Here is a 14,247-nt window from a genome sequence, read left to right as displayed (position 1 = left end):
TTTCGGGTCCCCCCCACGCCCCCTTTGGGCCCTATCGCGCCGGGGGGCGTTCCACCGTTCCCGCGTTTTTGTGCCGGGGTGGCTGGTGGGGGGGGGCCCCCCCCCGCGGCATTGCTTTCTCAAACTCCGCGAGAATGCTGGCGCCGAGCTCTGAGGCGGGGATCGGCCGGCCGAAGAAGAAGCCCTGGACCTGATCACCGTTGGCCGCGTCAAGGAAAGCTGCCTGGTTGGCGGTCTCGACGCCTTCGACCGTCACCCGCATGCGCAGTTCCCGTCCGAGCGCGATGATCGCTTTTACTACTGTCCCGACCTGACAATGAGGGCCGTCGAGGCTCTGCATGAAGGCTCGATCGATCTTGATCTTGTCGAACGGAAAGCGCCACAGATAGCTGAGGCTCGAATAGCCAGCCCCGAAATCGTCCATCACGATGGCAACGCCCATCGTCTTGAGCGTCCGGAGCTGAGCCATGATCGTTTCGGTGTTGCCGAGCAGCAGGCTTTCGGTGATCTCCAGTTCGAGCCGGTGCGCCGCGAGTCCGGCGTCTTTTAGTGCGGCGGCGACGATGTCACCGATGTTGCCCGCCACGAACTGCACGGGTGACAGGTTCACTGCAACGGTCAGGTGCGCCGGCCAGGTCGCGGCCGTGCGGCATGCCTCCCGCAACACCCACGCCCCGATCTTGTCGATAAGCCGCAAGTCCTCGGCGACCGGAATGAAGGTCAATGGCGGAATGAGGGTTCCGTCCGCCGCGGACATCCGGATCAGCGCTTCGAAGCCGGCAAGGCGGCGCTGGGATATTTCGAAGAGCGGCTGGTAATGCAATTCGAAGCGATCATTCAGTACCGCGTCGCGAATCGCCCTCTCGAGCTCGATGCGCGCTTGTAGCTCAGTGTCCATTTCAGGCAGGAAAAACCGGATGCAGTTGCGGCCGGCTGCCTTGGCCGCGTAGAGCGCGAGGTCGGCACTCTTGAGCAACCGCTCGGCGGTGGTGTCTTCCCCCGTCGCCAGCGCCACGCCGATGCTAGCGGTGGTGAGGATCTCGTGCTGCTTGAATTTCACGGTCGCATTTACCGCGGCGGCGAGATGGCTCGCAAACGACTCGGCCTGAGCTTTGCCGGCGATCCCGCTCTGCACGACCACGAATTCGTCGCCGCCGAGCCGCGCCACCACGTCGTCGATCCTGGCCGCGGCGCGAAGACGCTTGGCGATGGACTTGAGCAGAAAATCGCCACCGTCGTGACCAAGCGAATCGTTGACCTCCTTGAAACGGTCGATGTCGATGAAGTGTACGGCAAGGCTGCCGCCCCGCATCGGCAGGCGAGCGATGGCGCTCTCCAGTTTTTCGATCAGCTGCGGGCGATTGGTCAGCCCGGTCAACGCGTCATGATGGGCGAGAAACCGGATGCGCCGGTCAGCGTGCTTCACCTTTGTTTCCCGATACCAGGCAATTGCGGGAATGGAGAAGGCGAGACCTGACAGCAGGCAAAGGAACACGGCCGCGGTCAGGAACGTATTGTGGACATTCTTGCGTTGCTCGGTTTCATCCACGTAGGCCGCAACGACAGCGGTGAGGCGACCGTCGGTCTGGACCGGGACATAGGCGCGGGCGAAGAATGCCGGTCGGTCGGGCGAATTTCCCTCCCTGACGTCGACGATCGGGAGACCGTCAACCGCTGATCGCGCCGCATCGGGGCTATATTCAGACAAGTCGACGAGCGCGATCTTTTCGCGGGTCGAAACGAACTGGGAGTAGCCATTACGGTTGAATATTTCGTAGTGAAAGACCTCGCCGGAATTTCGCGCCGACAGGAAGAACGCCATGCTCGCGGCGGAAGGCTGCTCGCCGCCGGCGATCTGCTCGAGATCGGTGACACTGGCCGCCAGGAACCTCGCCCAGCTACGAGCGGTCGACGTCGCATCTTGACGGAGAAGATGATCGGTCGTGATCTTCAGGGTCGTCCCGGCGCCCAGCAACAGAATGGCAAGCGCGGCGACGATGGTGACGATGTTTCGCTGAGGCCAGATACTGGCGAGTGACGGCATCAGTGCTACCGGGTCGATCGCATTTTCGTGAGCTCGGCCCGAACCGTTTTTAGCAGTTCGGCATTGCGCTCACTTTTCGAAGCCCAATCGTCGGCAACGGCCGCGAACACGGCATTGGCCGCATCGAGGTCCGACGGCGTGGGTATGGTCACCTGGCGTTTGGGATCGGACTTCAGCTCCCCCATAATGCTGTTTTCAACGGCTTCGTAGGTATCCATGAAACGTCCGGCAGACCACGCACCGCTGTATTTGAGGATGGTCGCCTGTGCAGGTTTCGGCAGCCGGTTGAATATTTTCCGGTTCATCAAAACCATCAGCGGTGCGCCGCTGATGCCAAGAAGGTAATGATAGGTCGCAACGCGTTTGATGCCGTAATCGACCAATGGAGATGGTGGTACCAGGGCGCCATCGATGCTGCCGCTGCCGATGGCTTCGGAGATCTTGGTGACCGGCAGAAATACGGGCCGCGCTCCGAGCTTTTCGAGCGCTGCGGCTTCGCCCGGATTGTTGACGCGAATTCTCTTGTCCTTCAGATCATTCAGCGACGTGATCGGAATGTTGCTGTGGATCGTCTCGGGCTCGGTGACATAGGCGCCGATCACCACGTAGTCGTCGTATCCTTGCAGCGCGCCGGCGGCCATAAGCCGGTTGAACACCGCAACGGACTCCCGCATGTTCGTAAACAGGCCGGGCATCTCGATGATTGCATTGTCTGCGAACCGGTTGCGAGTCAGTCCCGTCACGACGTAGGCGATGTCGGCCGTACCATCGAGCACGAGCTGGGGTTGCTCAGCCGGATCCTTTCCAAGCACGCCGCTGAAATAGGTCTCGATTTCGATCTGGCCTCTTGCCTCGGCGTTGACCGCGTCGACGAATGGCTTGACCGCAGCGAGATAACTCGTCGAGCGGTCGGAACTGGGGAAGGCCAATTTGAGCTTGACCGGTTCGGCGGCGGAGGCCGAGATCAACGCAAAAGAGATCACCGCGCATCGTGCAAGCAAAGTAAGCATCGGTTTTCCGATCGTGGCGGCGGCGCGTCGAAACGCCGATTTGCTTGGTCCCTAACGAACCCCCACAGATAGAAATGCTTCAGAGAGCTCTCCTAGATAGCACGCGGCGATCCGGGCGGCGACCAGATCGCGAATCGTAGTTTGAAGCGTGCTAACGCCGGCGAGACAATTGTCTGAGAGCGCGCGGCCGCGAGAGGGGCAACCCAGCTAAAGGTGGACGTTATCAGCGCGCTGCCGGCAACACGCCGCTACGGCAGACCGCGCGCCTCGAGCTGATGCACCAGCAGCAGCGTCGGCTCGGCGAGGCTGTCGCCGGAGCCGTCGAGGCCGAAGGCGCTCGCGATGCCGTCGCGGCTGCGCAGCAGCGCGCTACGCGGGCAATGGCCGGCGCCGCAGAGCGTCTTCTTCAGGGTTTCGCCCTGCGCCGTGATGCCGGCGGAATCATCCGCGGCCCAGGCCAGCACGATCGGGACGTCGACATTGAGGATGCCGGGGAAGACCGAGCGCTTGTTGTACTGGCTGGCGTCGCTGCCGAGATAGGCCTTCTCGCTGTCGCTGGCGTCCTTGCCGGCGCGGTAGATCCCGGACACCAGCACGACCGCCGCGACATCGGCGCGGTCGGTCTGGAGTTCGGGATGGGCCAGCAGGGTGGCGACGTGGAAGGCGCCGGCGCCGTAGCCGACCGCAACGATCTCGCGGGCATCGCCGTTGAATAGGTCGATATTGCCGTGGACCCAGGACAGCGCCGCCGCCACGTCGCTCGCACCCGCCGGCCACGTCGCCGAGGGCGCCAGCCGGTAGTTGACGCGCACGCCGATCATGTCGTTGCGCGCGGCAAAGCACATGGCCTGGTCCTGGATCTGGCGCGACAGCTCCGGCGCGGCGCGGTCGCCAGTGAAAGTGTCGCCGGTCACGAACAGCAGCACCGGCCGCGGCGTATCCGCCTTGGTCGTGGCGGTGGCGACATCGAGCACATTGGCTTCGCTCTCGCCGTAGCGCAGGCCGCGCGAGAAGGTGACCTGCTCGCATAGCCGCGCGGTGCCGCCTGCGGTGGTGTCGCTATCTGTGAGGCCGACCTGGACAAGATCGGACGGCGCAGCCGGCCGCGGCGGCAAGGGGCCGTGCGCGGAGGCTGCCGTCAGGCCCAGAATCAGAAAAAATGCGAGAAAATTCTTCATGTCGGTGGTGGCCCTGCGTGCCCGATATGGGCTCGCGCGTTTGGCCCGTCTTTTCAATTCGCCTTATTAGTTAGTTGGTCATGAGGCGATTTCGCGGCACCCATGGTTCTCTCGGCTCGTCCTCCACGCGTGGTTCAATTCCCCGGCTGGAACGTGCAATCCGCCCCGCTGCCGTCCTTCCGGCGGATGGCATTGGGGTCGATCGTGCAGCTCAGCTTGGTCAGGCTCTCGAAATTCGATCCCGCGGCACCGTCGGCCGGAATGCCGGCCAGAGCTTCGGTGGCGAAGATCTCGTTGGCCGTGGAGCCATTCACCGTCCGGGTCTTCTTGCCGAAGGTGACCTCGCAGTTCCGGACGGTGATGTCGACATTGCCGGCGCGACAGACGATTCGATCGGCGGTCACCATGATCGGCTTCGTGTAGGGAATGTCGCTGTTGGCGGCGAACAGCATCGCCATTGCCTTCTTCTCGGCGCCAGACAGGACCGACGACAGCGGCGCGATCACCCCCGCGAGCGCCAGCGCCGTCGCGCCCGAGACTTTTGCGGGCGTCGCGTCGGAGGCTCCCGCGACGCCGGAGGCGGCTGCGAGGACGAGGGTGCAGGCGAAGATCAATCGACCGGCTTTCATCTTCCCTCCCTGGACCTGCAATCGCGGCTTCCCTCCGGGAAGCGCGCGGAACCAGATTAGCATGTAAATCCGAATTGGAAGGCAAGTTCGCCTCGCCTCGCGCCTTCGCGCGCTACGGCTGTTTTGCTCCGAGGTGTCAAACGGTTACGCCGCGGGGCCGAGCCCCGCGCCAAGACGGCCGTTCTACTGTGCATGGGGTTGTTTTCGCGTTTTTTTGTTTGGCCGACCTGTCAGGCCTGCTTCATCGTCCGGAAGGTGATGGAATAGCGGCGCGCCTCGACCGGCGGGATGCTGTGCTCCCATTGCGACCGCGCCTCGCCGTCCATCATGTAAAGCGAGCGCGGCCGGGCTTCGAGCGTGTGGCGCTCCCATTTGTCGCCGCTACGGCGGCGGAAACGGAATTTGCAGGACGAGCCCAGCGACATGCCGAGGATTTTGTCGAAATGCGGCTTGTCGCGATGCCAGCCGATGCCGACGCCGGCCTCGTATTCGGTGCAGAGCACCTGCCGCACGCTGCCGTCGGCAAGCCCAGCCCATGCCTCGACCTGCCGCGCGACGGGCAGGACCCAGTCCGGGATCGGCTCGACCTCGGCCAGCCGCTGCAGCGAATAGTCATAGCGATAGCCGAAGGACGCCACCCGGCGGTTGCCCTCGAAGGCGCCGAACTGGAAGCGCTGGAGCGGCAATGCTGCGATGCGGCCGATGAGCGCCTGCTCGACGGCGGTCTCGACGAAGTCATCGGCATAGCGAAGGCCGGCGGGCCCTGCGTGCGGATCGGCGAACAAGCCAAGCTGCGTCATTCCTCGCATTTCCGTGATGGAACCTAATGGTGGCTGATGCGACTTACATATGACGCGGAAAGTAACATGCGAGGCCGTCATGGCAGAGAAGCATACCGCCGATCCGGCAGAGATCATGCGGGCGACCGGTCATCCTGAGCTGGAATACGCAGCCGGCTGGACCATCGCCGGTCTGGTCACCATCGGCACCATCGTCGCCGCCTGGGTGTTCGCGATCTAGCCCATTGGAAACTGCAGCTCGAACGCCGCGCCCTGATCGGTCGGCGTGAGCCTGATCGAGCCGCCATGGCTCGCCATCACCGCGCGCGCGATCGCCAGCCCCATCCCGCAGGCGCGGGTTTGCTCACGCCTCTCCGAGCCTAACCCTTCGCGAACTGCCGGTAGTCAGGCTCGCGATGAAACCAGAATTCGTAGCCGGTGATGGCCCTCTGCATCGCGACATCGTGGATCGGCTGATTCACCGGGACGATGGGAACATCGCGCATGCAGAGCGCGATGAAATCCTTCACGGCCTTTTCGTACTCGGCAGCATCCGTGGTGTACCGCGCCTTGTCGATCAGCGCGTCCATTTCCTTGTTCTGGTACGAGGAGATGTTGAAGATCGAGTTGTTGCCGTGGAAATTCCAGTAGAAGTAGTATTCGGGATAATCGAGCCAGCCGCTGAAACGATTCAGCGCGAGCGGCAGCTCCTTCTTGTTCAGCGTAGTGCGCCAGTTCGCGCCGGGAATCTTGTCGATCGCCGCCTTGATTCCGATCTTGGCGAGGCTCTCTTGGATCAGGATCGCGGTCGGCTCGCCGACCGTGGCCGTGCCGGTATCGAGTGACAGCGTCGTCTCCAGCCCTGACTCGAAGCCAGCCTCCTTCATCAGGGCCTTGGCCTTGTCGAGATCGGTGGCGTAAGGAAACGCCTGCGGCCAGACCGGCTTTGAGACGTCTGCTGCTCCGCCATACATGGGAACGGCGCGTCCGAAGAACGCGCTGTTCTGGATCTGCTCATAGGGCATCGCCCAGGCGACGGCTTGGCGCAGCTTCACATTGTCGAACGGCGGCTTTGCCGTGTTGAGCGCCACCGACCAGAGCGCGTTCGGGATCGGCACGCCGGAGACCTTGACCTTGCCCTCCCGAATGATCTGCTCGAAGTCACGCGGCGCGAAGCCGCTGGAGATATCCGCATCGCCCCGTTCCAGCATGGCGCGGCGAGTGCCGGCGGAAGGGACGTCGCGCGCGATCACCCGCTTGAGCTTCGGGAGAGGTCCGCTCTTCCAATCGTCGAAGCGCGCCAGCACGGTCTCGCTGCCCGGCTTCCAGCTTTCGATCGTGTAAGCGCCGCCGCCGGCCTCGTTGTTCCTGAGCCACGCCAGCGCCCACGGGTCTTCCGCCGTCGCGTTCTTTTTTGCGAGCTCCGAGTTGATGATGAAAGGCACGACCACCGCGACGTTGAACAGCAGCATCTTGTCCTTGCGCACATAGTCGATGCGGAAAGTGTGGTCGTCGACCACGATGAACTGCTCGGACTTTTCCAGCGATCCCGCCGACATCTGGAAGGTCGGAAAACCGCCGACCTTCACCGCGCGATCGAACGACCATTTGACGTCTTTCGCCGTGACCGGCGTATCGTCGTGGAATTTCGCGTCCCTTCGCAGCTTGAAAATGCAGGACATGCCGTCGGCCGCAACCTCCCAGCTCTCGGCGAGTTCAGGTGCGAGCTTCTCGCGGTCATAAGACAGCGTACCGTCGGAGAGCGTCTTGGAGGCATAGCTCAGCAGGCGATCGTAGCAATTCCAGGACAGCCCGTTCACGGTCTGGTTGGAGCCGACGCCCTGCATGTCGAGCGAGTTTGGCCCGAGCTCCTGCACCACCAGCAGCGTCTCTGCGCGCCCTTGCGCCGAGGCAAAGCGCGGAGCGAGGGCGGTCATTCCGGCAAGGCCGAGGCCGCCGAGCACGCTGCGGCGGTTTAGGTCGAATGATGATGCGCTCATGGGTGCCTCACTCTTGAGAGATTCGCACCATAAAGAGGCAAGGCGCATGCCATCGGCCGCGCTTCACGGCGTCGCATGCTGCGCGGCCATCAATTCTACGGCGTCACCGCTCCGCGGGGCACGGCGCGTGGGGCGGTCAGCTCCTTCCACGTCGAATTGGCGACATGCACGGGCGAGAACGCCGGGCGCTCGACATAACGGCCGTCGCCGGCCTCGGCGCGCAGATCGCCGTCTTTCCAGACGATTCGGCCGCGCGACAGCGTCGCCGCCGGTCCGCCGGTGCAGGAAAACCCCTCGAACACGTTGTAATCGATCCGGCTCATCTGCCGCTTCGCGCTGATGGTCTTGCTCGCCTTGGGATCCCAAACCACGATATCTGCATCCGAGCCGACGGCGACCGCGCCCTTGCGCGGATAGATGTTGAGGATGCGGGCGATATTCGCCGAGGTGACTGCGACGAATTCTTCCTTCGTCAACCGTCCCGTGGCGACGCCCGCGGTCCACAGCAGGGCGAGGCGATCTTCGAGGCCGCCGGTGCCGTTCGGGATCTTTCTGAAATCGCCGAGCCCGAACCGCTTCTGCTCGGTGGTGAAGGCGCAGTGGTCGGTCGCGACCACCTGCAGCGAGCCGGCTTGCAGACCGGCCCAAAGACTATCCTGATGCGACCTGTCGCGGAACGGCGGCGACATCACGCGCTGCGCGGCATGATCCCAGTCCTTGTTCTGATATTCACCGGCGTCCAGCAACAAGTGCTGGATCAACGGCTCGCCATAGACGCGCTTGCCCGCCGCACGTGCGCGCGCGATCGCCTCATGCGCTTCGCGGCAGCTCGTGTGCACGATGTAGACCGGCGTCCCCGTCATGTCGGCGATCATGATGGCGCGGTTGGTGGCTTCACCCTCCACCTCCGGCGGCCGTGAATAAGCGTGTCCCTCGGGCCCGGTGATGCCGCGCGCGATCAGCGCCTCCTGCATCAGGGCGACGACGTCGCCGTTCTCCGCATGCACGACCGGCATGGCGCCGAGATGGGCGCAGCGGGCGAACGAGTTGTAGAGCTCGTCGTCGTTCACCATCAGCGCGCCTTTGTAGGCCATGAAGTGCTTGAAGGTGTTGATGCCGTAGGTTTTGACCACGGTCTCCATCTCGTCATGGATCTGCTTCGACCACGACGTTACCGCCATGTGGAAGCCGTAGTCGGAAGCGGCCTTCTCGGATTTGTGCCGCCACTCCTGATAGGCCGCGAGCATCGACTGGCCGGGATCGGGCAGACAGAAATCCACCACCATGGTGGTGCCGCCGGCCAGCGCCGCCTTGGTTCCCGATTCGAAATCGTCCGCGGTGACCGTGCCCATGAACGGCATTTCGAGATGGGTGTGCGGATCGATGCCGCCCGGGATGACGTAGGCGCCGCCGGCATCGATGACCTCGCTGCCGGTGGGCGCATCGAGCGATTGCCCGACCGCGACGATGGTCTCGCCGTCGATCAGCACGTCCGCGCGGCGCGAATGATCATGATTGACGACGGTGCCGCCGCGGATGAGGAGGGGCATTGGATGCTCCGGAGAGGAAAGTGGACCTCGCGAAGCTAAGCGCGCGGCACACGACGCGACAGGTGAAATTTTAGTCAGGCACGCCGACAGTTGAGCCGTGCTCTCTCGGCCCCTACGCCGCCCGCGCGATCAGCCCGTCAATCATCGCGCGCACCAGGCCCGCGATTTCCTTCCGGAGCGCCGGCAGCGGCACCGCGACCAGTTTCTGCTCCAGTCCCAGCGCCACCATGCCATGCACCGCCGAGAACAGGCTGCGCGCGGTGATGCCGAGCTCCTCCCGACTGCGTTTTGGAAATAGCGCGGCCAGCGGCTGGTAGACGTGGCGAAACAGCTGCAGCTGGTCGTCGATGGACCAGTCGGGGAGGGGCTTGTCGGCTGCCATGCGGTGCTCGAACAGAGCGCGCCACAGTTCGAGATTCTCCGCGGCGAAATCGCAATAGGCGAGAGCAATGCGGACCAGGGTCTCCTGCGGCGACGGCTCGCGCGCGCTTTCCGCCGCGCTCAGGGCCCGGTCGAGCCGAAGCAAAGTGCGCGAGCCCACGCGTAGGATCAGTTCATCGACATCGGCGACGAGATTGTAGACCGCGCCGTTGGCGCAGCCGATCTCGCGGGCGAGATCGCGGGTCTTTAAACCCGCCAATCCCCTGTCGGCGATCATTCGTTCCGCCGCCAGGATCAAATCGGATCGAAGTTTCTCTCGGCGTTCCAATGGCTTAGTCATCCGCAAACCAAATTCTTGAGCGTCGCTCAAATATTCCTTGAACGATGTTCAAGTTTCTTGCTACAAACCATCCGTGAGCAACGCTCATAACAGGGAGCTTCAGATGTTCAAGACCGTAGTGACACTTTTCCGCGGCAGCGTGGCCGCCGCCAGCGAGGAGCTGGAAGACCGGACGGCCCTTCTGATCCTCGATCAACAGATGCGCGACGCGGCCGCGGCCGTCGAGCGCGGCAAACGGACCCTTGCGCTGGCGATTGCGCAGGACCAGCAGGAAGCTCGCAAGCTCGAGGCGACCGTCGCCCGCATCGCTGATCTCGAGATGCGCGCGGTCGCGGCGCTCGACGGGGACCGCGAGGATCTCGCCAACGATGCTGCCGAAGCCATCGCGGGCCTGGAGGCCGATCGCGATGCGGCGCTGACGGCCCGCGCACTGTTCGCAACCGAAATCGCGCGGCTGAAGCGGCACGTCGCAAGCGCGCAGGCCCGCATCACCGAGCTCGACCGCGGCCGCCGCGTCGCCCGTGCCTCGGAAGCGGTGCGCTCGCTTCGCCGCAGCGGCATCGAGGCGGCACGCCCCTACGAATCCACGCTGCCGGAGGCGGAGAGCACTTTGAGGCGTCTTCGTGAGCGGCAGATGGAAGCCCAGGCCGCCGACGACGCGCTGGTCGAGCTCGATGCGGCCACCGGTCCGCTCGCCACCGCCGAAAAACTCGCCGAGCAGGGTTTTGGCCCCAGGCTCAAGACGACCGCGGACGACGTGCTGGCACGGTTGAAGTCCAAGCGCACGCCGACGGTCTGATCCCAAACCCATCATCATTCGAACCAACAGGAGACCATCATGAACCAGAATGGCCAGCCCCACAGCGGCGCCTGGGTGACTTTCACTTACGTGTCCTTCGCAGCCTCCGCCTTCCTCATCGCCATCGGCATCTTCTTCCTGCCGATCGACCTCTGGATGAAGGGTTATCTCACCATGGGCATCGTCATGTTGATCCAGACTTGCATCACCCTGACCAAGACGGTCCGGGACAACCATGAAAGTAGCCGGATGGTGAACCGCATCGAGGATGCCAGGGCGGAACGTTTACTGATGGAAGTCTCCAAGGCGGCTTGAGAGGCATGACAATACGCGAGGAAGCAGCGGAGTAATTCGCTCCGCTGCCTCGGCGCCGACCCGCATTCCGCCAAACTTCGTATTGCGCCTGCGAAATGCAACCGAGCCATGACGGATCGCGCGGGCGTGCGCTCTTGCGCACCGGCAGCGGCCGGAGCACTCTGCACGAGCGGCACACAAAGAATGCCGCCAAAAAGATGTGCTTACAAGATCTCGGCGAGGAACTTCATGGCGGTGACGCGGATCGACTGCGACATCCACCCGGCGGTTGGTGGCACGCGCACGACGCTGCTGCCCTATCTCAGCGATCACTGGAAAGAGCAGGTCGTGAGCCGCGCCATCGACGGGCTCGATCTCACCTCCTATCCGCCCAGCATGCCGCTGGCGGGCCGCGCCGACTGGCGTCCGGCGAACGGCGCAAAGCCTGGTTCCGATCTTGCGATGGTACAGAAGGGCGCATTCGAGCAGTTGGGTGCCAGCCACGCGATTCTCAACGTGCTCTACGGCGCTCAGGCCGTGTTCGATCCCTACATGGCGGCCGACTTCTGCAGGGCGATCAACGACTGGATCGCGACTGAGTGGCTGTCGCGCGATGCGCGCTTGCGTGCCTCGATCGTGGTGCCGATGCAGGATCCGGATCTGGCGGTCGAGGAGATCGAGCGCCGCGCCGGCGATCACCGCTTCGTCTCGATCCTCGTGCTGGCGCAGGGCGAGACGCTGCTGGGACGCCGGCATTTCTGGCCGGTCTATCGGCTCGCGGAAAAGTACAAGCTGCCGCTCGCGATCCACGCCGGCACGCAATATCGGCAGGCGCCGAGCTCGGCCGGATGGCCGTCGCACCGCTACGAATATTACTTCGTCGAGGCGCAGGCATTTCAGGCGCAGATCCTGAGCCTGATCTATGAGGGCGTGTTCGGCAAGTTTCCGGACCTCAAGGTCGTGCTGATGGAATCCGGCGTGAGCTGGCTCCCGGCTTTCATGTGGCGCGCCAACAAGACCTGGCGCGGCGTGCGCGTCGAGGTGCCCTGGGTCGAGCGCGAGCCGGCAGCGATCATCCGCGACAGTTTTCGTGTCACAATGCAGCCGTTCGACGCGCCGGGCGACGCCAAAAGCGTCGAGGAGATCATCGACCAGATCGGCTCGGACAAGATGTTCCTGTTCGCGTCCGACTATCCGCACTGGCAGTTCGACGGCGACGATCCGATCCCGCCGGACCTGCCGAACAGCATCATCTCGAAGATGTGCGTCGACAACCCGCTGGAGACGTTTCCGCGGCTGTCGCTCGCCAACTAGACCGGAGTTTCGCATGAGTGACGTCATCGACCGCCCACTACGAGAAGACGAAAAGCCTGCCGCTTCGCGGCTGCGCATCGTCGATTGCGACGTTCATCCGAGCCTGCATTCGTTCGACGATCTCAACGAGTTTCTGCCAAAGCGCTGGCAGCAGCATCTGAAGGAATATGGCAGCCATTTGCGCACGCCCTATCTGTTCACCACGCCCTATCCGCGCTCTTCGCCGCTGATCGCGCGGCGCGATGCCTGGCCGCCGACCGGCGGGCCGCCCGGTTCGGATCTCGCCTTCATGCAGAAGCAGCATCTCGATCCGCTCGATGTCGAGTTCGGGATTTTGCAGGTGCTCGATCTCTTCATCTTCTCGCAGCAGAACCTCGAATTCGGCGCCGCGATCCAGCGTGCCATCAACGACTGGCAACTGGCGTTCTGGTCGCATCGCGACCCGCGCCTGAAGGCTTCGATCCTGGTCGGGCAGGACGGCGTCGATCTCGCCATTGCCGAGATCGAACGCTGCGCGAAAATCGGCGAATACGTCCAGATCAACGTCTCGCCGCGCGCCAACGAGCCGTTGGGCCGCCGCCGCTACTGGCCGATCTACGAGCGTGCCCAAGAACTGGACCTGCCGCTCGGCATCCATGTCGGCGGCTATGGCGGGCATGCGCCGACCGGTGGCGGCTGGCCGTCCTATTATGTCGAGGAGCACCAGTCCAACGCGCACACCATTGCGGCGCAGCTTGCCAGCCTCGTGATCGAGGGTGTGCCGGAGCGTTTTCCGAAATTGAAGTTTGTCTTTATCGAGGGCGGCTTCGGCTGGATCCCGTCCGCGGTGTGGCGAATGGACCAGCATTTTGAGCGGTTTCGCAGCGAGGTGCCGCATCTCAAGCGCAAGCCGTCGGAATATGTCCGCGAGCATTTCTGGTTCACGACGCAACCGATCGACGAACCTGACGAAGCCCGGCACCTGCGCTCGTTGATCGAATGGGTCGGCATCGACCGTCTCCTGTTCTCGTCGGACTATCCGCACTGGGATTTCGACGATCCGCGCTTTGCGTTCAAGACGCCACTGACGGAGGCCGAGCGAAGGAAGATCTTCAGCACCAATGCCCGCGCGGTCTACAAGTTCTGAGAAGGTCTGCACGGATGGCCCGTCACATCGTCGCGTCCACCTCGGAGATCCCACCCGGTGGCAACAAGGTCGTCGATGTCGCCGGCCGCGACATTGTCGTGTTCCACGTCAATGGCGAGTTCTTCGCTTTGCTGAACCGCTGCCCGCACGAAGGCGCGCCGCTGGAGAAAGCGGCCTGTGTCGCGCGACTGACCTCGCCCGAGCCCGGCATCTATCAGCGCTCGCGCGTCGGCGAGATGCTGCGCTGTCCCTGGCATGGCTGGGAGTTCGACATGCGCAACGGCCAATCCTGGTTCGACCCGAAGCGCGTCAAGATTAGGTCATATCCGGTCGCGGTGGAGCGAGGCGAGGAACTCCAGAAAGGCCCGTATGTTGCCGAGACCTTTCCGGTGCATGTCGAGGACAGCTACGTGATTGTCGAGGTCTGAGCAGCCGTTTCGGATTGTGATTTCGCCGCAGGTGGGATAAGCCTCGCCCGCATTTATGGCGGAGACGAGCTTTGTCGAAACAATCACTGCGTGAGGAGGCCGAGCGCCTGATCCGCGAATCGATGGAAAAGAAAACCGTCGTCGTCAAGCAGGGCGATACTCGCATCGAGGCCGTCTGTGGTAAATGCGGCGCCCCGAACCGTGTGCAGGCGCCAAAGGGCCAGACCCGCATCAAGTTCGCCTGCAAGAATTGCGGGCATCAGCAAGAGACGCTGTAGGTTTCTTCGCCCTCTCCCTCTGTGGGAGAGGGTGGCTCGCCGCGCAGCGGCGAGACGGGTGAGGGGTTTGTCTCCGCGTGTGACTCTTTTCGCTTTG

General features: G+C 63.4%; 17 protein-coding genes. 9 read left to right on the top strand and 8 right to left on the bottom strand.

The window, feature by feature from the left end; genetic code table 11:
• Positions 1 to 31: 31 nt before the first annotated feature.
• A complete protein-coding gene (locus tag AC0L23_RS21340; RefSeq protein ID WP_473357428.1) occupies positions 32 to 1,426 on the bottom strand; it encodes a putative bifunctional diguanylate cyclase/phosphodiesterase in 1,395 nt (464 codons plus the stop codon).
• 90 nt (positions 1,427 to 1,516) lie between these two features.
• Between AC0L23_RS21340 and AC0L23_RS21335 the strand changes: the two genes are divergently transcribed.
• Entirely contained in the window at positions 1,517 to 1,678 is a 162-nt protein-coding gene (locus AC0L23_RS21335; RefSeq protein WP_240543322.1) for a hypothetical protein, read from the top strand.
• A gap of 99 nt (positions 1,679 to 1,777) precedes the next feature.
• Positions 1,778 to 2,038 carry a hypothetical protein gene (locus AC0L23_RS21330; RefSeq protein ID WP_240543323.1) on the top strand — a complete coding sequence of 87 codons (261 nt, stop codon included), beginning with the start codon at positions 1,778 to 1,780 and terminating at the stop codon, positions 2,036 to 2,038.
• An 11-nt stretch (positions 2,039 to 2,049) separates the two neighbouring features.
• On the opposite strand, the gene dctP is transcribed toward AC0L23_RS21330, so the two are convergent.
• The 4 genes from dctP to AC0L23_RS21310 all read right to left on the bottom strand — a co-directional run bounded on the left by dctP (position 2,050) and on the right by AC0L23_RS21310 (position 5,661).
• Positions 2,050 to 3,012, bottom strand: a complete 963-nt coding sequence (gene dctP / locus AC0L23_RS21325) for a TRAP transporter substrate-binding protein DctP (RefSeq protein WP_018453361.1) — start codon at positions 3,010 to 3,012, stop codon at positions 2,050 to 2,052.
• A gap of 290 nt (positions 3,013 to 3,302) precedes the next feature.
• On the bottom strand, positions 3,303 to 4,232 hold the full coding sequence (locus tag AC0L23_RS21320) for an alpha/beta hydrolase (protein WP_085361229.1): 930 nt from the start codon (positions 4,230 to 4,232) through the stop codon (positions 3,303 to 3,305).
• A 134-nt stretch (positions 4,233 to 4,366) separates the two neighbouring features.
• Positions 4,367 to 4,861: a hypothetical protein gene (locus AC0L23_RS21315; RefSeq protein ID WP_085361230.1), complete on the bottom strand. Its 495-nt coding sequence runs from the start codon at positions 4,859 to 4,861 to the stop codon at positions 4,367 to 4,369.
• A 230-nt stretch (positions 4,862 to 5,091) separates the two neighbouring features.
• Positions 5,092 to 5,661 carry an alpha-ketoglutarate-dependent dioxygenase AlkB gene (locus tag AC0L23_RS21310; RefSeq protein ID WP_085361231.1) on the bottom strand — a complete coding sequence of 190 codons (570 nt, stop codon included), beginning with the start codon at positions 5,659 to 5,661 and terminating at the stop codon, positions 5,092 to 5,094.
• Between the two features lie 79 nt (positions 5,662 to 5,740).
• Here AC0L23_RS21310 and AC0L23_RS21305 point away from each other — a divergent pair, with 79 nt between their 5' ends.
• Entirely contained in the window at positions 5,741 to 5,881 is a 141-nt protein-coding gene (locus AC0L23_RS21305; RefSeq protein WP_007597071.1) for a hypothetical protein, read from the top strand.
• Positions 5,882 to 6,020: 139 nt separating this feature from the next.
• On the opposite strand, the gene AC0L23_RS21300 is transcribed toward AC0L23_RS21305, so the two are convergent.
• The 3 genes from AC0L23_RS21300 to AC0L23_RS21290 form a co-directional block, all read right to left on the bottom strand.
• Complete coding sequence (locus tag AC0L23_RS21300; protein WP_085361232.1) at positions 6,021 to 7,640, bottom strand: ABC transporter substrate-binding protein; 1,620 nt, start codon at positions 7,638 to 7,640, stop codon at positions 6,021 to 6,023.
• A gap of 95 nt (positions 7,641 to 7,735) precedes the next feature.
• Entirely contained in the window at positions 7,736 to 9,190 is a 1,455-nt protein-coding gene (gene hydA / locus AC0L23_RS21295; RefSeq protein ID WP_085361233.1) for a dihydropyrimidinase, read from the bottom strand.
• Positions 9,191 to 9,302: 112 nt separating this feature from the next.
• Entirely contained in the window at positions 9,303 to 9,911 is a 609-nt protein-coding gene (locus AC0L23_RS21290; RefSeq protein ID WP_026232519.1) for a TetR/AcrR family transcriptional regulator, read from the bottom strand.
• A 103-nt stretch (positions 9,912 to 10,014) separates the two neighbouring features.
• On the opposite strand from AC0L23_RS21290, the gene AC0L23_RS21285 reads away from it, so the two are divergent.
• The 6 genes from AC0L23_RS21285 to AC0L23_RS21260 all read left to right on the top strand — a co-directional run bounded on the left by AC0L23_RS21285 (position 10,015) and on the right by AC0L23_RS21260 (position 14,150).
• Positions 10,015 to 10,710 carry a PspA/IM30 family protein gene (locus AC0L23_RS21285; RefSeq protein ID WP_018453369.1) on the top strand — a complete coding sequence of 232 codons (696 nt, stop codon included), beginning with the start codon at positions 10,015 to 10,017 and terminating at the stop codon, positions 10,708 to 10,710.
• 39 nt (positions 10,711 to 10,749) lie between these two features.
• Positions 10,750 to 11,025, top strand: coding sequence for a YiaA/YiaB family inner membrane protein (locus tag AC0L23_RS21280; RefSeq protein WP_085361234.1), 276 nt, complete (start codon positions 10,750 to 10,752; stop codon positions 11,023 to 11,025).
• A gap of 228 nt (positions 11,026 to 11,253) precedes the next feature.
• Positions 11,254 to 12,318 (top strand): amidohydrolase family protein, encoded by a 1,065-nt coding sequence (locus AC0L23_RS21275; RefSeq protein ID WP_018453370.1) that lies wholly within the window; start codon positions 11,254 to 11,256, stop codon positions 12,316 to 12,318.
• Positions 12,319 to 12,331: 13 nt separating this feature from the next.
• The gene (locus AC0L23_RS21270) at positions 12,332 to 13,444 is read left to right on the top strand and encodes an amidohydrolase family protein (protein ID WP_085385450.1); all 1,113 of its coding nucleotides are present in this window, start codon (positions 12,332 to 12,334) and stop codon (positions 13,442 to 13,444) included.
• Between the two features lie 14 nt (positions 13,445 to 13,458).
• Complete coding sequence (locus tag AC0L23_RS21265) at positions 13,459 to 13,872, top strand: Rieske (2Fe-2S) protein (RefSeq protein WP_027565497.1); 414 nt, start codon at positions 13,459 to 13,461, stop codon at positions 13,870 to 13,872.
• 71 nt (positions 13,873 to 13,943) lie between these two features.
• Complete coding sequence (locus AC0L23_RS21260; protein WP_007615092.1) at positions 13,944 to 14,150, top strand: hypothetical protein; 207 nt, start codon at positions 13,944 to 13,946, stop codon at positions 14,148 to 14,150.
• Positions 14,151 to 14,247 lie beyond the last annotated feature (97 nt).

The sequence above is a fragment of the Bradyrhizobium sp. MI1.4 genome, assembly GCF_055811315.1.
This window is presented reverse-complemented; position numbering and strand designations above follow the sequence as displayed.